General features: G+C 54.1%; 16 protein-coding genes, 4 tRNA genes and 1 other RNA gene. 18 read left to right on the forward strand and 3 right to left on the reverse strand.

The genetic code is table 11. The annotated features are described in order from the left end of the window. Positions 1 to 117 precede the first annotated feature (117 nt). Positions 118 to 879, forward strand: a complete 762-nt coding sequence (gene chbG, locus AAZT04_RS20455; protein WP_128864982.1) for a chitin disaccharide deacetylase — start codon at positions 118 to 120, stop codon at positions 877 to 879. Positions 880 to 907: 28 nt separating this feature from the next. Here chbG and AAZT04_RS20460 read toward each other — a convergent pair whose 3' ends face one another. Beyond that, the gene (locus AAZT04_RS20460; RefSeq protein WP_048762538.1) at positions 908 to 2,302 is read right to left on the reverse strand and encodes an MFS transporter; all 1,395 of its coding nucleotides are present in this window, start codon (positions 2,300 to 2,302) and stop codon (positions 908 to 910) included. Between the two features lie 250 nt (positions 2,303 to 2,552). Here AAZT04_RS20460 and pncC point away from each other — a divergent pair, with 250 nt between their 5' ends. The 14 genes from pncC (at position 2,553) to luxS (ending at position 12,379) form a co-directional block, all read left to right on the forward strand. Next, the gene (gene pncC, locus AAZT04_RS20465) at positions 2,553 to 3,041 is read left to right on the forward strand and encodes a nicotinamide-nucleotide amidase (RefSeq protein ID WP_020825280.1); all 489 of its coding nucleotides are present in this window, start codon (positions 2,553 to 2,555) and stop codon (positions 3,039 to 3,041) included. A gap of 112 nt (positions 3,042 to 3,153) precedes the next feature. Next, positions 3,154 to 4,215: a recombinase RecA gene (recA, locus tag AAZT04_RS20470; RefSeq protein WP_020825281.1), complete on the forward strand. Its 1,062-nt coding sequence runs from the start codon at positions 3,154 to 3,156 to the stop codon at positions 4,213 to 4,215. 64 nt (positions 4,216 to 4,279) lie between these two features. Continuing rightward, on the forward strand, positions 4,280 to 4,792 hold the full coding sequence (recX, locus tag AAZT04_RS20475) for a recombination regulator RecX (protein WP_115060052.1): 513 nt from the start codon (positions 4,280 to 4,282) through the stop codon (positions 4,790 to 4,792). 133 nt (positions 4,793 to 4,925) lie between these two features. Continuing rightward, positions 4,926 to 7,553 carry an alanine--tRNA ligase gene (gene alaS, locus AAZT04_RS20480; protein WP_020825283.1) on the forward strand — a complete coding sequence of 876 codons (2,628 nt, stop codon included), beginning with the start codon at positions 4,926 to 4,928 and terminating at the stop codon, positions 7,551 to 7,553. 252 nt (positions 7,554 to 7,805) lie between these two features. Next, positions 7,806 to 7,991: a carbon storage regulator CsrA gene (csrA, locus tag AAZT04_RS20485; protein WP_004091602.1), complete on the forward strand. Its 186-nt coding sequence runs from the start codon at positions 7,806 to 7,808 to the stop codon at positions 7,989 to 7,991. A gap of 310 nt (positions 7,992 to 8,301) precedes the next feature. Continuing rightward, positions 8,302 to 8,394, forward strand: a tRNA-Ser gene (locus AAZT04_RS20490). Between the two features lie 3 nt (positions 8,395 to 8,397). Further along, a tRNA-Arg gene (locus AAZT04_RS20495) sits at positions 8,398 to 8,474 on the forward strand. A gap of 61 nt (positions 8,475 to 8,535) precedes the next feature. Then, positions 8,536 to 8,612: transfer RNA gene (locus AAZT04_RS20500), tRNA-Arg, on the forward strand. Positions 8,613 to 8,664: 52 nt separating this feature from the next. After that, positions 8,665 to 8,741: transfer RNA gene (locus AAZT04_RS20505), tRNA-Arg, on the forward strand. Positions 8,742 to 8,769: 28 nt separating this feature from the next. Then, a non-coding RNA gene (locus AAZT04_RS20510) (RtT sRNA) lies at positions 8,770 to 8,889 on the forward strand. 172 nt (positions 8,890 to 9,061) lie between these two features. Continuing rightward, positions 9,062 to 9,628 carry a fructose-1-phosphate/6-phosphogluconate phosphatase gene (yqaB, locus tag AAZT04_RS20515; protein WP_020825284.1) on the forward strand — a complete coding sequence of 189 codons (567 nt, stop codon included), beginning with the start codon at positions 9,062 to 9,064 and terminating at the stop codon, positions 9,626 to 9,628. Continuing rightward, positions 9,625 to 10,053, forward strand: coding sequence for a YqaA family protein (locus AAZT04_RS20520; protein ID WP_041414225.1), 429 nt, complete (start codon positions 9,625 to 9,627; stop codon positions 10,051 to 10,053). Before yqaB ends, AAZT04_RS20520 begins: the two co-directional genes overlap by 4 nt. An 82-nt stretch (positions 10,054 to 10,135) precedes the next feature. Further along, a complete protein-coding gene (gshA, locus tag AAZT04_RS20525; protein WP_041414227.1) occupies positions 10,136 to 11,698 on the forward strand; it encodes a glutamate--cysteine ligase in 1,563 nt (520 codons plus the stop codon). Positions 11,699 to 11,863: 165 nt separating this feature from the next. Beyond that, a complete protein-coding gene (gene luxS, locus AAZT04_RS20530; protein WP_020825287.1) occupies positions 11,864 to 12,379 on the forward strand; it encodes an S-ribosylhomocysteine lyase in 516 nt (171 codons plus the stop codon). 68 nt (positions 12,380 to 12,447) lie between these two features. Here the strand turns inward: luxS and AAZT04_RS20535 are convergent, their stop codons facing one another. Further along, positions 12,448 to 13,737 (reverse strand): HlyC/CorC family transporter, encoded by a 1,290-nt coding sequence (locus AAZT04_RS20535; RefSeq protein WP_046374472.1) that lies wholly within the window; start codon positions 13,735 to 13,737, stop codon positions 12,448 to 12,450. A 40-nt stretch (positions 13,738 to 13,777) separates the two neighbouring features. Continuing rightward, complete coding sequence (locus AAZT04_RS20540; protein ID WP_434681519.1) at positions 13,778 to 14,569, reverse strand: cytochrome C assembly family protein; 792 nt, start codon at positions 14,567 to 14,569, stop codon at positions 13,778 to 13,780. Positions 14,570 to 14,738: 169 nt separating this feature from the next. Between AAZT04_RS20540 and ffh the strand changes: the two genes are divergently transcribed. The 3 genes from ffh (at position 14,739) to rimM (ending at position 17,132) form a co-directional block, all read left to right on the forward strand. After that, complete coding sequence (gene ffh, locus AAZT04_RS20545; protein ID WP_020825290.1) at positions 14,739 to 16,100, forward strand: signal recognition particle protein; 1,362 nt, start codon at positions 14,739 to 14,741, stop codon at positions 16,098 to 16,100. Positions 16,101 to 16,316: 216 nt separating this feature from the next. Beyond that, positions 16,317 to 16,565 carry a 30S ribosomal protein S16 gene (gene rpsP / locus AAZT04_RS20550; RefSeq protein WP_004932501.1) on the forward strand — a complete coding sequence of 83 codons (249 nt, stop codon included), beginning with the start codon at positions 16,317 to 16,319 and terminating at the stop codon, positions 16,563 to 16,565. Between the two features lie 18 nt (positions 16,566 to 16,583). Beyond that, positions 16,584 to 17,132: a ribosome maturation factor RimM gene (gene rimM, locus AAZT04_RS20555; RefSeq protein WP_020825291.1), complete on the forward strand. Its 549-nt coding sequence runs from the start codon at positions 16,584 to 16,586 to the stop codon at positions 17,130 to 17,132. Positions 17,133 to 17,148 lie beyond the last annotated feature (16 nt).

Genomic DNA, 17,148 nt, shown 5'->3' on the forward strand with positions numbered 1-17,148 from the left:
ATGCCTTTCAGGCCGCCAATAGCCTGATGAAATAAATTTCTTTGCGTAAGCGAAGGGGAATTGCCGTACCTGACGGACGGTATTCCCTTGCCAAAAATTTGTTAAATGGATGCCAAAATGGAAAAGTTACTGATAGTGAATGCCGACGATTTTGGTCTGAGCAAGGGACAGAACTATGGGGTGATTGAGGCGTTTCACTATGGGGTGGTCACTTCAACCACGGCAATGGTGAATAGCCCGGACGTACAGCATGCCGCCAGCCTCAGCCGGCTTTATCCTGGGCTGAAGATCGGCCTGCATTTTGTGCTGACTCACGGGCATCCATTGACGGCCATGCCTTCGCTGGTTAACGAACGCGGAGAGCTGGGCAAGTGGTTATGGGAAAGGGCAGAGTCTGGGCTGCTGAGTATGGACGAAATCCACGATGAGTTGGTGAGCCAATACGACAGGTTCATGGCGGTGTTTGGCAAAGCGCCGACGCATATCGACAGCCATCATCACGTGCATATGCTGCCGCAGATTTACCCGCTGGTCGAGGCATTTGCTCAGTCCCGTGCCATCCCGCTGCGTATTGGGCGTCAGGAGGTTGAACGGCAAGATATCCCATTGCGTTATGACCGCAGCACCGAGTGGTTTGATGCGGGTTTCTATGGCGAATCGATATCCGAAACGCTGTTTTTACAGGTGCTCGATCGTGCCGATCAACGTGGTGCCAAGTCGGTGGAGATGATGTGCCACCCGGCGTTCCTGGATAACACTATTTTGGCGAGTAAATATTGCTATCCGCGGCTTGCCGAAGTGGACGTTCTGACTTCGCCAGGCATGAAAAACGCCATCGCGGAACGCGGTTACCGTCTGGGATCTTTCCTCGATCTGTAGCCAGCCCATCGGATACAGCGATGGCCGCTTAAAGCATTGAATGGGCCTTTTTAAGCCCGGTATCTTCATCAGGATCGGCTCCCTGCGGAACAGGGGGCTCCGCTTCTTCCTCGTCCGACGCTTCGCTGGCCTGCGGCTCTATCGGATCGGGGGCCGCCTCCGGTGGCGGCATGGTGTCGTGGATAATCTGTTCATCAAAGGTTGGGTTCAGCGCCGGAGAGAGCGGCGAACTGGTCAGGCTGTCCGGCAGGGGAATGTGCGGTAATGGCGCATCTTGAACAAACTGCGATTCGTCTTGTTTTACCGTCCGGCTGAAGGCCACCAGCAGCACACCACACAGTGCAAAGAAGGCATACAGCGTATTCCCACCCAGCGGCTCTATCAGCGCGCCGACCGCCAGGGGACCGACACTGGCGCCCACGCCGAAGGCCATCAGCAAACAGGCGGCTAACGAGACGCGCCGCTCCGGCTCTATCAAATCGTTTGCCAGGGCAACCACCAAGGGATACAGCGTGAACTGCAGCATGCTGACGATAAAGCCCACCACTAATAACACTGGGAAATCAATGTGCGGCACCAATGCCAGCGGCAGCGCGGCTACGATCAATAAAATGGCGTTGATGCGCATCAACAGCGTACGGTTATAGCGATCCGACAGCCAGCTAAGCGGGAATTGCGCCACCAGCCCGGCGAAGATCGATATCGCCATAAACAAGCCGGTCTGCTGGGTGGTCAGTGCCTGCATGCTGGCATAGACCGGGGCCAGCCCGTAGAAAGATCCCACTACCATGCCGATGACCAGCGTGGTCGCCAGCACCTTGGGGATGGCGCCGATAAAATAGCGTAGCTCCATCGGTGCCGGTGACATATGGCGTGCGTTGGTGCGGGTAGTCAGGGCGATAGGCACCAGGCAGAGCGCAAAGCACAGGGCGATCACCAGCAAAGTGGTAATGCCGAGGTTGGCCTGCAGCATCAGCACCACCTGGCCTAACGACATGCCTAAATAGGTAGCTGCCATATAGAAGCCGAACACCATCCCGCGCTGATTGGATTCCGACTGATCGTTAAGCCAGCTTTCCAGCACCATGAACTGACACATCATGCACAGGCCGATAATCAGCCGCAGCACCACCCACACGGGGATGTATTCCGTCAGGCCATGTCCCAGCACCGCCGCGGTAATAATGCCGGCGCAGGAAACGTAAGCGCGGATATGGCCGACGCGAGCAATCAGAAAATGGCCGACCTTGCCACCGATCACCAAACCGATGTAGTTGGCGGCAATAATCGCGCCGATCAACGCGCCGGTCACGTGAATAGACGTTAAACGCAGGGAGATGTAGGTGGTGAGTAACCCTGAACCCAGCAGCATCAGCAGGGTGGTGGTGTACAACGGAAAGAAGACGCCTAACGTTTTTTTCACTCTATCATCCTAATCTTTTATCCTGGTTTGCCATGGGCTGGCCATGCCGGCGGCAAAAACAACCCTGTGAGATCCCTCGTGAGAAAACGCCGCTCATTAACCCGAACGTTACATTCGATACTAGCAGTTTGGGTTAAGGCTTAACACCGCATCGCCTGCGAAGCGTCGCGCATTTCTGTCATCGCCGCGTCAGATAAGCTTGATAAATGCTACTATCGGGCGCATATACCTGATTCGCTAAGGAGAGGTTATGAGTGAACAGCAACTGCGTAAACTCAGCGTTGCAGTAGGGGAAAAACTGAAGGCTAATGGCCAGTGGATCACCTGTGCAGAATCTTGCACCGGGGGGGCTATCGCCAAGGCCATCACCGATATTGCCGGCAGCTCCGCTTATTTCGATCGTGGTTTTGTCACCTACAGCAATACGGCGAAGCATGAGCTTCTAGGCGTGGCGGAAGCGACCCTGAATGCCCATGGCGCCGTAAGCGAAGAGGTGGTGCGCGAGATGGCTCAGGGGGCTCTGCATGCGGCTCGGGCCAACCTGGCGCTGTCGGTTAGCGGCATTGCCGGACCGGACGGTGGCAGCGTGGAAAAACCGGTGGGTACGGTCTGGTTTGGTTTTGCCGAATCCTCAGGACGCGTGCTGGCGCAAAAGATGCAATTTTCCGGCGATCGTGATGCAGTGCGGCTTCAGGCGACAATTTTCGCGCTGCAAACCGCCCTTGACGAATTTTTGTGAAATTAGGCTTGATACTGTATGACCATACAGTATAATTAGTGACATTTCCTGCACAACATACATTCAGTGGCAGTGTGGGGTAACACCGACATTGCGTAACGAAGGAGCAACAATGGCTATTGATGAGAACAAGCAAAAGGCGCTAGCTGCGGCACTGGGCCAGATTGAGAAACAGTTCGGCAAAGGCTCCATCATGCGTCTGGGTGAAGACCGTTCTATGGACGTAGAAACGATCTCTACCGGCTCGCTGTCACTTGATATCGCACTGGGTGCAGGCGGCCTGCCAATGGGCCGTATCGTTGAAATTTATGGTCCGGAATCTTCCGGTAAAACCACCCTGACGCTGCAGGTTATCGCTGCGGCGCAGCGCGAAGGTAAAACCTGTGCCTTTATCGATGCCGAGCACGCGCTGGATCCGATTTATGCGAAGAAGCTGGGTGTTGATATCGACAACCTGCTGTGTTCTCAGCCGGACACCGGTGAGCAGGCGTTGGAAATTTGTGATGCCTTAACCCGTTCTGGCGCGGTTGACGTGATCATCGTTGACTCCGTGGCGGCCTTGACGCCGAAAGCGGAAATCGAAGGTGAAATCGGTGACTCACACATGGGCCTGGCGGCACGTATGATGAGCCAGGCGATGCGTAAGCTGGCCGGTAACCTGAAAAACGCCAACACCCTGCTGATCTTCATCAACCAGATCCGTATGAAAATCGGTGTGATGTTCGGTAACCCGGAAACCACCACTGGCGGTAACGCACTGAAGTTCTACGCATCAGTCCGTCTGGATATCCGCCGTATCGGCGCGGTGAAAGAAGGCGATGAAGTCGTCGGCAGTGAAACCCGCGTGAAAGTCGTCAAAAACAAAATTGCTGCACCGTTCAAGCAGGCCGAATTTCAAATTCTGTACGGCGAAGGTATCAACAGCCGCGGCGAACTGGTCGATCTGGGCGTGAAGCACAAGATGATCGAGAAAGCCGGTGCCTGGTACAGCTACAACGGCGATAAAATCGGTCAGGGTAAGGCAAATGCCTGTAACTTCCTGAAAGAAAACCCGGCGGTTGCCGCTGAGTTGGACAAGAAACTGCGTGACCTGCTGCTGCACAGCAACGGTGAACTGGTTGCGGCAACTGACGAAGGCTTCGATGACGAAGCTGAAACCAGCGAAGAGTTTTAATCGCTGCTGACGCCTGTGAATGCCGTTATGGGTTTACGGGCGTCGACTACATCAGGCTTGAATAATGAATGACTTGCTAAGCCGCGCCATGCGCCTGCTGTCGCAACGCGATCATAGTGAAGCTGAACTGCGCCGCAAGCTTGCGGCGCAGCCATTTATGGCGAAAGCCAGATTTGGCACCAAAACGCCCACCTCCTCCACACCTGCTCCGTCTTCCGAAGAACCGATTGATCCTGCCGTTATCGAACAGGTGATTGCCTATTGCTATCAGCATAATTGGTTGGACGATCAACGCTTTGCCCGCAGCTATATCGGTAGCCGCAGCCGTAAAGGTTACGGTGCGCAGCGCATCCGCTCGGAACTGATGCAAAAGGGCGTAGACAAAGAGCTGACGCAAACTGCCCTGTCGGACTGTGATATCGACTGGTGTGAGCAGGCTAAACAGGTTGCGCAGCGTAAATTTGGCGACAAACTACCAACTGACTGGAAAGAGAAAGCCAAAGTTCAGCGTTATCTGCTCTATCGTGGCTTCTTCCAGGAAGAAATTCAGTCAATTTACCGTGATTTTGCGCAATGAACGCACACGGGGTTTTACTTCCCCTTGAAGAAAATTTATCTTATCCCCACTTTTTGTTCGTGAGTTAGATGCCATCGTCAGGATGTCGCGTATCTTGCTCACGTGTCGTTATTCTAGCCTTTCCGGGAAAATTATGAGCAAGAGCACCGCTGAGATCCGTCAAGCGTTTCTCGATTTCTTTCATAGTAAGGGCCACCAGGTTGTAGCAAGCAGCTCCCTGGTGCCTAACAATGATCCGACATTGCTGTTTACCAATGCCGGCATGAACCAATTTAAAGATGTTTTCCTGGGGCTGGACAAGCGCGCCTATTCCCGAGCCACCACCTCACAACGTTGCGTACGTGCAGGCGGTAAGCATAACGATCTGGAGAACGTCGGTTATACCGCACGTCACCATACCTTCTTCGAAATGCTGGGCAACTTCAGTTTCGGCGACTATTTCAAACATGACGCTATCAGCTTCGCCTGGGAACTGTTGACCGGTGAAAACTGGTTTAACCTGCCTAAAGAAAGGCTGTGGGTGACCGTCTATGAAACCGATGACGAAGCTTTCGACATCTGGCAGAAGCAGATTGGTGTGCCGGCAGAGCGCATTATCCGTATTGGCGACAACAAAGGCGCGGCTTTTGCCTCTGACAATTTCTGGCAGATGGGCGATACCGGTCCGTGCGGTCCGTGCACCGAGATTTTCTACGATCATGGCGATCATATCTGGGGTGGCCCTCCAGGCAGTCCGGAAGAAGACGGCGATCGTTACATTGAGATCTGGAACATCGTTTTCATGCAGTTCAACCGTCAATCCGACGGCACCATGCTGCCGCTGCCAAAACCTTCGGTAGATACCGGTATGGGTCTGGAGCGTATTGCGGCAGTCCTGCAACACGTGAACTCCAACTATGAAATCGACTTGTTCAGCACGCTGATCGCTGCAGTGGCCAAGGTGACAGGCGCGGCAGATTTGAATAACAAATCTTTGCGCGTTATCGCTGACCACATCCGCTCCTGTGCTTTCCTGGTGTCCGATGGCGTGACGCCGTCAAACGAAGGCCGTGGTTACGTGCTGCGCCGCATCATTCGCCGCGCTGTTCGCCACGGCAATATGCTGGGCGCGAAAGACAGCTTCTTCTACAAGCTGGTTGCTCCGTTGATCGAAGTGATGGGGCCGGCCGCTGACGAACTGAAGCGTCAACAGTCTTTGGTTGAACAGGTACTGAAAACTGAAGAAGATCAGTTTGCTCGCACCCTGGAGCGTGGTTTGACGCTGCTGGACGAAGAACTGGCTAACCTGCAGGGCGATACCCTGGATGGCGAAACAGCCTTCCGTCTTTACGACACCTACGGTTTCCCGGTCGATCTGACGGCGGACGTGTGCCGTGAACGTGGCCTGAAAGTGGATGAAGCCGGTTTTGAACTGGCGATGGAAGCGCAGCGTCGTCGTGCACGTGAGTCCAGCGGTTTCGGCGCAGACTACAACAGCATGATCCGCGTTGATGGCGCCAGCCAGTTCTGCGGCTATGACCACGAGCAGCAGCAATCAACCGTGATCGCGCTGTTCCGCGACGGTCAGTCGGTCAATGAGATCCACGCCGGTGAAGAAGCCGTAGTGGTACTGGATGAAACTCCGTTCTACGGTGAATCCGGTGGTCAGGTTGGCGATAAAGGCGTGCTGAAAGCCGCTGGTGCCGATTTTGAAGTGAGCGATACCCAGAAATACGGCCAGGCCATCGGTCATCAGGGCAAGCTGTCTCAAGGTTCCTTGAAAGTGAACGATCGCGTTGATGCGCAGATCGATACCGTTCGCCGCAATCGCATCCGTCTGAATCACTCCGCTACCCACCTGCTGCACGCTGCACTGCGTCAGACGCTGGGTGAGCATGTGGCGCAGAAGGGATCGTTGGTTAACGATAAATACCTGCGTTTCGATTTCTCGCATTTCGAAGCGATGAAGCCGGAGCAGATCCGCATAGTAGAAGACTTGGTGAACCAGCAGATACGTCGCAACCTGCCGGTACAAACCGAAGTCATGGCGCTGGATGATGCCAAAGAGAAGGGCGCTATGGCGCTGTTCGGTGAGAAGTACGACGATAACGTGCGCGTACTGACCATGGGCGACTTCTCGACCGAACTGTGCGGCGGCACCCATGCCAGCCGTACCGGTGACATCGGTCTGTTCCGCATTCTGAGCGAGTCAGGTACCGCTGCGGGTATTCGTCGTATTGAAGCCGTCACCGGCGAAGGTGCGATTGCTACCCTGCATCAGCAAAATGATTTGTTGCAGGACGTTGCGCACCTGGTGAAAGGGGATAGCAACAACCTGACGGACAAAGTGCGTGCGGTACTCGATCGCACTCGCGCGTTGGAAAAAGAACTGCAACAGTTGAAGGATCAGCAGGCGGCGCAGGAGAGCGCTTCATTGTCCAGCAAGGCCAAAATGGTTAACGGCGTCCCGCTGTTGGTCAGCAAGCTTGATAACGTCGAGCCAAAAATGTTGCGTACCATGGTTGATGATTTGAAAAATCAACTGGGTTCCGCAATTATCGTGCTGGCTACCACGGCCGATGATAAGGTGAGCCTGATTGCCGGCGTGACCAAAGATCTGACCGACCGGGTTAAAGCTGGCGAGTTGATCGGCAACGTGGCGCAGCAGGTTGGCGGCAAAGGGGGCGGACGCCCTGATATGGCGCAGGCAGGCGGGACAGACGTCAGTGCCCTGCCGGCGGCATTAGATAGCGTAGAAGCCTGGGTGGCCTCGAAACTGTGAATATAAATAAATAGCACTTACAAACGCCATAACTCATTGTTGATTATGGCGTTTTTAAACTGTGCTAACACAATTTGGTTACAATTACGGGAACAAAGTTTTTCAGGTCGGCTAAACTTATCATTATCTGAGGTGAGACCAAGTCTGCTTACACTTATTGTGGGTTACATGACTTACGTTTTCACAGCATATGATGGATAATGACGGGGAAACTGAGAGACCCGACTCTTTTAATCTTTCAAGGAGCAAAGAATGTTAATTCTGACTCGTCGAGTTGGTGAAACCCTCATGATTGGCGATGAGGTCACGGTCACAGTGCTAGGGGTCAAGGGCAACCAGGTTCGTATTGGTGTGAATGCCCCCAAAGAGGTGTCAGTTCACCGCGAAGAAATCTATCAGCGCATTCAGGCAGAGAAGTCTCAACAGACGACTTACTGATTTCGAAGCAGCGTCTCGTTGCTCAGCGAGACGCTACTGCGCTTTTTTGTGCCTATCATCGTTCCTTTCCTGACTTCTCCGATTAAATCTTTTTGCTGCCTCCCTGACTTTGTTTGCTATTTCGCTATGGTTGCCTGTTGATAAAACACTCTTTTTGCCGTGAAATCGCCCATGTTGAGTGTGAATTGTGCAAACGCGCATGAGTTGGGAAAAATTGTTTGACTTAAAAGTCGGAGAAAGTAATATGTGCGCCACGCAGTGCCGATGAGCTTCTCCAAAGCAAGTTAGGCACAATTCGAAAGAAGCGTATGGTGAGGTGGCCGAGAGGCTGAAGGCGCTCCCCTGCTAAGGGAGTATGCGGTCAAAAGCTGCATCCGGGGTTCGAATCCCCGCCTCACCGCCATTTGCATCCATAGCTCAGCTGGATAGAGTACTCGGCTACGAACCGAGCGGTCGGAGGTTCGAATCCTCCTGGATGCACCATATTTTGCAGTATGGTGGGGTAGTAACAACGTACCATACGGTATCAAAAAAGAATTCCTGTGCATCCATAGCTCAGCTGGATAGAGTACTCGGCTACGAACCGAGCGGTCGGAGGTTCGAATCCTCCTGGATGCACCATTCTTTCTGTCGAACTTGTTTCTTCAAGCAGACAAACCAAAAAATTAGTAATGCATCCATAGCTCAGCTGGATAGAGTACTCGGCTACGAACCGAGCGGTCGGAGGTTCGAATCCTCCTGGATGCACCATCTAAGAAAAACCCGCTTCGGCGGGTTTTTCGCTTTTCCGACCGTGAGGAGAGCGGTTGGAGGTTCGAGTCGAGCGTAGCGAGACAACGTTGCTTCAGCAACGGCCCGCAGGGAGAGGCGCAGCCGAATCATCCTCCTGGATGCACCATCTAAGAAAAACCCGCTTCGGCGGGTTTTTCGCTTTCTGGCCCCGAACATAGATTATTGAACCCCCGGTCCTTCACTCTCACGCACAGCACATTCCGCTATTACGCGATCAGCGACAACCTTCCGGCTTTACGCTAAAGTAGTTTTCTTTCCTCAACGATCATGGAGTAACGATGTACGACCGCTATCAGGGTCTTATTTTCGACATGGACGGCACCATTCTCGATACCGAGCCGACGCATCGCAAGGCGTGGCACGAGGTGCTGTCCCGTTACGGTATGACGTTTGATGAGGCGGCGATGGTGGCATTGAGCGGTTCTCCGACCTGGCGCATTGCCCAGGCGATCCTTGCCAGTCATCAAGCCGATCTCGATCCCCATCAGTTGGCTGCAGAGAAAACCCGCGCGGTCGAAGCGATGTTGTTGGACAGCGTGCGCCCATTGCCGTTAATCGAGGTGGTCAAAGCTTATCATGGTCGCCGTCCAATGGCGGTGGGCACCGGCAGTGAGCATCGCATGGCAGAAACCCTGCTGCGCCATCTGGGCCTGTTCCACTGCTTCGATGCGATTGTGGGTGCCGATGACGTGCAACGCCACAAGCCGGAACCGGATACCTTCCTGCGCTGCGCCGAACTGATAGGTGTGCCGCCGGAGAAATGCGTGGTGTTTGAAGACGCAGACTTCGGTATTCAGGCAGCGAAAAGCGCCAATATGGCCGTGGTAGACGTCCGTACGCTGTGAGTAGTACGCTGGCCGTCATGTCGTTATTCGGTAGCAGCTTTCTCAGTGCGACGTTGCTGCCGGGAAATTCAGAAATTGTTTTGGTTGCCTTGCTGACCAACAGCCGTGTCTCACCAGAGTTGCTGGTGTTGGCCGCGACGTTGGGAAATACCCTTGGCGGGCTGACCAATGTCATTATCGGGCGTCTGTTACCGGCGTTGAAACCGCAGAGAGGGCTGGATACAGCGCTCGGGTGGATGCAACGCTTTGGCCCGGCTGCGCTTTTGCTCAGCTGGGTACCGGTAGTGGGCGATTTGTTGTGCGTGTTGGCAGGCTGGCTGCGCATGCCCTGGGGCCCTGTCGCGCTGTTTCTGTGTATCGGAAAGGCGCTGCGTTACATCATTTTGACTATGATAACGTTACAGGGAATGGCCTGGTGGCATTAACGACGTGAATATAACTCAATATTCTCTCGGGTGCAGATTCAGTATGCTTACGAGTTATTGTTTTTAGAAGCGGGAGGTCAATTTGATCCCGGACGTATCCCAGGCGCTTTCTTGGTTGGAAGCCCATCCCCATGCATTAAAAGGCATCCGTCGTGGCATTGAGCGCGAAACGCTGCGTGTCACCGAAAACGGAACGCTGGCAACAACCGGACATCCGGAGAAACTGGGGGCGGCATTAACGCACCACTGGATAACCACAGACTTTGCTGAGGCGCTGTTAGAGTTTATTACGCCGGTTGACGATAACCTCGATCACATGCTGACGTTCTTGCGTGATATTCACCGTTACGTAGCGCGCAACCTAGGTGATGAGCGTATGTGGCCACTCAGCATGCCGTGCTTTATTGAAGCCGAGCAGGACATTGAGCTGGCACAGTTCGGTTCGTCGAACATTGGCCGCATGAAAACGCTGTACCGTGAAGGGTTGAAGAACCGCTACGGTGCGCTGATGCAGACCATTTCTGGCGTGCACTACAATTTCTCATTGCCGCTGGAGTTTTGGCAGGCATGGGCTGGCGTCAAAGACGCCGAAAGCGGTAAAGAGCAGATTTCTGCGGGCTATTTCCGCCTGATCCGTAACTATTACCGTTTTGGCTGGGTGATCCCGTATCTGTTCGGTGCATCGCCGGCAATCTGTTCCTCGTTCCTGAAAGGGCGTGAAACCTCGTTGCCGTTTGAGCGAACCGAGCAGGGCATGTGTTATCTGCCGTATGCCACCTCGCTGCGGTTAAGTGACCTGGGCTACACCAATAAATCTCAGAGCAATTTGGGTATCACCTTCAACGATCTGCAAAGCTATGTCGAAGGCCTGAAGCGAGCAATTGCCACGCCTTCCGAAGAGTTTGCCAAACTGGGCGTGAAGGATGGCGATCGTTATCTGCAACTGAACAGTAACGTGCTTCAGATCGAAAACGAACTCTATGCGCCAATCCGGCCGAAGCGTGTGACCAAAAGTGGCGAGACGCCGTCAGATGCGCTTTTGCGCGGCGGTATCGAATACATTGAAGTTCGCTCGCTGGACATCAACCCATTCTCGCCTATCGGCGTGGATGCGGTTCAGGCGCGTTTCCTGGACCTGTTCCTGGTGTGGTGCGTGCTGGCCGATGCGCCAGAGATGAGCAGCGATGAATTGCTGTGTACGCGCAAGAACTGGAATCGGGTGATCCTGGAAGGGCGTAAGCCGGGCCAAACCATCGGCATCGGGTGTGATGACAGCCGTGAACCGCTGGCAAAAGTAGGTAAAGCACTGTTTGACGATCTGCGTCGCGTGGCTGAAGTGTTGGATAGCGAAGCCGGCGATCGCCAGTATCAGCAGGTGTGTGACGAACTGGTCGCGGCGTTTGACGATCCTGATTTGACGTTTTCCGCTCGTATCCTGAAGGCGATGAAGGAAGAGGGGACGGGGCGTGTGGGCCTGCAGCTGGCCGAGCAGTATCGTCAGATGCTGACGGAAGAGCCGTTAGAGATTTTGACGGAGGCTGAGTTGGCACAAGAGCAGAAAGCCTCGTGGCAGCGTCAACGCAACATAGAAGCCAGTGATACGCTAAGCTTTGAAGAGTTCCTGAAGCAACACGGCGGGGGCTAAAAAAGAAAAGGCCACATCAATGTGGCCAAATATGCATCTCTGATGACAGGGATGATGATAACAAATGCGCGTCTTTCACATACTCAGACTCGCTGGGTTGGAAAAGGTTTCCTGGTTAGATAAAAAAGTTTCGAAATAAATACTCTTTTACGAGGAGGTAACGAAATGCCACTGCTGGATAGCTTCACCGTAGACCATACCCGCATGGCAGCCCCGGCTGTCCGCGTCGCGAAAACCATGAAAACTCCTCATGGCGATACCATCACCGTGTTCGATCTGCGCTTCTGCCGGCCGAACCTGGAAGTGATGCCAGAGCGCGGCATTCATACGCTGGAACACCTGTTTGCAGGCTTTATGCGTGACCACCTGAATGGTCAGGGCGTCGAGATTATCGATATCTCCCCAATGGGGTGCCGCACCGGTTTCTACATGAGCCTGATTGGCGTGCCGGAAGAGCAGCGTGTTGCCGATGCGTGGAAAGCGGCGATGGCCGACGTGCTGAAAGTGACTGACCAGCGTAAAATTCCTGAGTTGAACGAATTCCAGTGCGGGACTTACCATATGCACTCGCTGGAAGAAGCGCAGGAAATCGCGAAGCACATTCTTGACCATGATGTTGTAGTGAACCACAACGAAGAGCTGGCGCTGCCGAAAGAGAAGCTGCAGGAACTGCACATCTAGTTCGCCATCGGGCTACAGCGATAAAAAAAGACGCGATATTCGCGTCTTTTTTCCTTTCTGGCGGCTGGTCAGCGTTGCTGAACGCTGGACTGCAGCGACTTGATCGGCGTGACCCGCACTTGTTTGATCATATTGTCCTGCACGTCGAGGATACTGATGTCGTAATGGCCGATGCGAACACGGGTGCCGACCTCCGGGATCTCTTCCAGTTCTTCCAAAAGCATGCCGTTGATGGTACGCGCATCGGTGGCCGGCAACGTCCAGTTGAATGCCTTGTTTAACTCGCGCACGTTGGCAGTACCGTCTATCAGCACGGAGCCGTCACTTTGCGGATTAACCTCTTCTGCCAGCGTTGGCGACATGGACGTGGTGAAATCGCCGACGATCTCCTCCAGGATATCCTCGACCGTCACCAGCCCCTGAATGTCGCCGTATTCATCGACCACGATGCCGACTTTCTCTTTGTTGCGCTGGAACTTCACCAACTGGACGTTCAGCGGCGTGCCTTCGGGCACATAGTAAATTTCGTCGGCGGCGCGCAGCAGGTTCTCTTTGTTGAACTCTTTCTTCTCGGTCATCAGGCGGTAGGCTTCACGTACCCGCAGCATGCCGATGGCATCATCCAGCGAGGTGCGGTAAAGCACGATGCGGCCGTGCGGGGAGTGAGTAAGCTGACGCATGATCGACTTCCAGTCGTCGTTGACATCGATGCCGACAATCTCATTGCGTGGCACCATAATGTCATCGACCGTCACCTTCTCCAGATCCAACACCGAGATCAGCATGTCCTGATTGCGACGAGAAATCTGCGAGTGCGATTCCTTCACAATGGTGCGCAGCTCGTCCTTGCTGACCGCGTCGCTGATCCGCACATTGGTGCGAATGCCGAACAGCCGTAAAATCAGCGTGGTGATGCCATTGAGCAGCCACACCAGTGGGAACATCACCTTTTGCAGCGGTGCCAGCAAGAAGCTGCTGGGGAATGCGATGCGTTCCGGATACAGGGCAGCAAAGGTTTTTGGCAGCACTTCGGCGAACAGCAGCACGGCGAAGGTCAGTACGCCGGTGGCGATGGCAACGCCTAAATCGCCATACAGGCGCATGCCGACAATGGTGGCCAGCGCCGAAGCCAGAATGTTGACCAGGTTATTGCCAATCAGCACCAGGCCTATGAGGCGATCCGGTTTTTGCAGCAGCTTTTCGACCCGGCGGGCGGAACGGTTGCCCTGTTTGGAGAGATGACGCAGACGATAGCGGTTCAGCGTCATCATGCCGGTTTCGGATGCTGAGAAGTAAGCGGAAACCACAATCATGACCACCAGGATAATGATCAGGGTCCCTGTCGAAACGTGCTCCAACGCGGTATTCCTTATGTATGGAGAAAGAGTGCCTGAGAGCTTAGCGAACCATCACTTGCTGAATCAGACGGCTGCCAAAGTAGGCCAGCGTGAGTAGGATGGCACCGGCAAAGCTGAACCAAACGACGCGGCGACCGCGCCAGCCTTCGTGATAATGGCCCCACAGCAAGACGATATACACAAACCACGCCATGATAGACAGCACGGCTTTGTGCACGTTCTCTTTGCTGAACAGGTTATCCATATAAAGCAGCCCGGTGCACAACGTGAGCGTGAGCAACACGACGCCTATCTGGGTGATGTGGAACATCTTGCGTTCGATGCTCATCAACGGCGGCATATCGGCGCTGAAAGACAGCTTTTTGTTTTTCAGCAGGTAATCCAGCCAGGCCAGTTGCAGCGCATACAGCGCGGCAATGATCAGCGTAGCGTAGGAGAACAGCGCCAGGCCGATATGCACCATCAGTTCCGGGCTGGCTTCCAGATGCGTAATAAATTCACCCGGCATAAAGCTGGCGAATGCCAGGTTGATCATCGCGAAGCTGTAGACGATAGGCAGCAGGAACCAGCCGCGATCGCGCGAAGCCACGAAGGTCATGACCGAGCAAATGATCAGGCTGACTATCGAACCTATGTTCAGCAAGCTGAGATTTTGCCCGGCGCTGACGTCAAAGATACGCTGCTGAAGTGCGATGGCGTGGCAAATTAGCGCCACCACCGCCGAGACGAGAGCAAGCCGACGGTATGCGCTGTTCTTCCGCAACAAGCTGGGAATAATCAGTCCAAGGCTGAGCAGGTAGGCGATCAAAGCCACAATGGAGAAAACTGGCATAGCGTTTAATTTTGCTTCGACGTGGTGAATTGGATTGTCAGTATAGCGTCGAGCGCGTCCCACTCCAACCGATCTCCAACGCTGAGGCAGAGATCCTCTACGCTTCGTGTTATAATCGCCGCAATTATGTCGCCAGAGCGGCCTGTCATTACACGTTGAGCATGAGACGATGTTTGAAAATTTAACCGATCGTTTGTCGCGCACCCTGCGCAATATCAGCGGCCGTGGGCGGCTGACCGAAGAAAATATCAAGGAAACCCTGCGTGAAGTGCGCATGGCATTGCTGGAAGCGGACGTTGCGCTACCGGTCGTGCGGGACTTTATCAACCGCGTGAAAGAGAGCGCGGTAGGTCATGAAGTCAACAAAAGCCTGACGCCGGGGCAAGAGTTCGTCAAGATCGTCAAGAGCGAGCTGATTGCCGCGATGGGCGAAGTGAACACCGAGCTGAACCTGGCGGCGCAACCGCCGGCAGTGGTGCTGATGGCGGGCCTGCAGGGCGCCGGTAAAACCACCAGCGTCGCCAAGCTTGGTAAATTCCTGAAAGAAAAACAGAAGAAAAAAGTCCTGGTGGTTTCTGCCGACGTTTATCGCCCTGCGGCGATCAAACAGCTGGAAACCCTGGCGGAAAGCGTCGGCATCGACTTCTTCCCGTCTGATGTCAAAGAAAAGCCGATCGACATCGTTAACCGTGCGCTGCAACAGGCCAAGCTGAAGTTCTACGACGTACTGATCGTCGATACCGCCGGCCGTTTGCACGTTGACGAAGCGATGATGGACGAAATCAAGCAGGTGCACGCGGCGATCAAGCCGGTGGAAACCCTGTTTGTGGTTGACGCCATGACCGGCCAGGATGCTGCCAACACGGCCAAGGCCTTTAATGAAGCATTACCGCTGACCGGTGTGGTACTGACCAAGGTCGACGGTGATGCGCGTGGCGGTGCCGCGTTGTCTATCCGTCACATCACGGGCAAGCCGATCAAGTTCCTCGGCGTGGGCGAGAAGACCGAAGCGCTGGAGCCCTTCCATCCGGACCGCGTGGCATCACGCATTCTGGGCATGGGCGATGTGCTGTCGCTGATCGAAGATATCGAAAGCAAAGTTGACCGCGAGCAGGCGGAGAAACTGGCTAACAAGCTGAAGAAAGGTGACGGTTTCGATCTGACCGACTTCCTGGAACAGCTGAAGCAGATGCGTAACATGGGTGGTATGGCCAGCATGCTGAGCAAACTGCCTGGCGCCGGCCAACTGCCGGACAATGTGAAATCGCAAATGGACGACAAGGTTCTGGTGCGTATGGAAGCAATCATCAACTCGATGACGCTGAAAGAGCGCGCCAAACCGGAAATCATCAAAGGCTCGCGCAAGCGCCGCATTGCGATGGGTTCCGGTATGCAGGTGCAGGACGTTAACCGCTTGTTGAAGCAGTTCGACGAAATGCAGCGCATGATGAAAAAGATGAAGAAAGGCGGAATGGCGAAGATGATGCGCGGCATGAAAGGTATGATGCCGCCGGGCTTCCCAGGCCGCTGACAGGCGCGTGCCCCTTGGGGTGAGCGTGTTTAAGCATTTGCCGTTCGCGGCAAAAACCGCCCGGAATATTACCGGCTGCAAAAAGTAGTTGACGCTGATCTACGCTTTAGATTGCTTTTTGCGCCAAAATGAGTAAAATTTTCGGGCTTTTTATATTGCAACCGGGCCCCGTTCCCTCAATGGGGCCCGGCTGTTTTATTAACTAAAGAGGATGTTATGGTAACAATTCGTTTGGCACGTGGCGGCGCTAAAAAGCGTCCGTTCTATCAAGTAGTAGTGACCGACAGCCGCAATGCTCGTGATGGTCGTTTCATCGAGCGCGTAGGCTTCTTCAACCCGATCGCATCTGGTCAGGCTGAAGCACTGCGTCTGGACCTGGACCGCATCGAACATTGGGTCGGTCTGGGTGCAACCGTTTCTGATCGCGTTCACGCGCTGATCAAAGACGCTAAGAAAGCAGCTTAATCTGTCGCGGTGGTGGCAATGAGCAAGCAACTCAAACCGGTAGCACCTAAGCAGCCGATTGTACTCGGTAAAATGGGGTCTACTTACGGCATTCGTGGTTGGCTCAGAGTATTTTCATCCACCGAGAACGCCGAAAGCATTTTTGACTATCAGCCGTGGTTTATCCAGCGGGCGGGTCAATGGCAGCTTGTCGAGTTGGAAGACTGGAAGCGCCACAGTCAGGATCTGATCATCAAAGTCAAAGGCGTTGATGATCGGGATGCTGCGAATCTACTGACCAATTGCGAAATTCAGGTGGATTCGGAACAACTTCCTCCGTTGGTGGGTGATGATTACTACTGGAAAGACCTTATGGGCTGCCAGGTAGTCACGACCACCGGTTACGAACTGGGTAAAGTCGTCGATATGATGGAAACCGGTTCAAACGACGTGATGGTAGTGAAAGCTAACCTGAAAGATGCGTTCGGCATGAAGGAGCGGTTGGTCCCGTTTCTTCATGGGCAGGTTATCAAGAAAGTCGATCTCACTGCTCGCGTGATTGAAGCAGATTGGGATCCTGGTTTTTGACCTCCGAATCAAACGG

The organism is Serratia sp. Je.1.23.a (genome assembly GCF_051129805.1).
Classification (GTDB): Bacteria; Pseudomonadota; Gammaproteobacteria; order Enterobacterales; family Enterobacteriaceae; genus Serratia; species Serratia liquefaciens.

Bases quoted from the DNA above. Each gene is read 5' to 3' on its own strand.
- chbG (WP_128864982.1), top strand. From the start codon at position 118: ATGGAAAAGTTACTGATAGTGAATGCCGACGATTTTGGTCTGAGCAAG.
- pncC (WP_020825280.1), top strand. From the start codon at position 2,553: ATGAGTGAACAGCAACTGCGTAAACTCAGCGTTGCAGTAGGGGAAAAA.
- recA (WP_020825281.1), top strand. From the start codon at position 3,154: ATGGCTATTGATGAGAACAAGCAAAAGGCGCTAGCTGCGGCACTGGGC.
- recX (WP_115060052.1), top strand. From the start codon at position 4,280: ATGAATGACTTGCTAAGCCGCGCCATGCGCCTGCTGTCGCAACGCGAT.
- alaS (WP_020825283.1), top strand. From the start codon at position 4,926: ATGAGCAAGAGCACCGCTGAGATCCGTCAAGCGTTTCTCGATTTCTTT.
- csrA (WP_004091602.1), top strand. From the start codon at position 7,806: ATGTTAATTCTGACTCGTCGAGTTGGTGAAACCCTCATGATTGGCGAT.
- yqaB (WP_020825284.1), top strand. From the start codon at position 9,062: ATGTACGACCGCTATCAGGGTCTTATTTTCGACATGGACGGCACCATT.
- luxS (WP_020825287.1), top strand. From the start codon at position 11,864: ATGCCACTGCTGGATAGCTTCACCGTAGACCATACCCGCATGGCAGCC.
- AAZT04_RS20540 (WP_434681519.1), bottom strand. From the start codon at position 14,569: ATGCCAGTTTTCTCCATTGTGGCTTTGATCGCCTACCTGCTCAGCCTT.
- ffh (WP_020825290.1), top strand. From the start codon at position 14,739: ATGTTTGAAAATTTAACCGATCGTTTGTCGCGCACCCTGCGCAATATC.
- rpsP (WP_004932501.1), top strand. From the start codon at position 16,317: ATGGTAACAATTCGTTTGGCACGTGGCGGCGCTAAAAAGCGTCCGTTC.
- rimM (WP_020825291.1), top strand. From the start codon at position 16,584: ATGAGCAAGCAACTCAAACCGGTAGCACCTAAGCAGCCGATTGTACTC.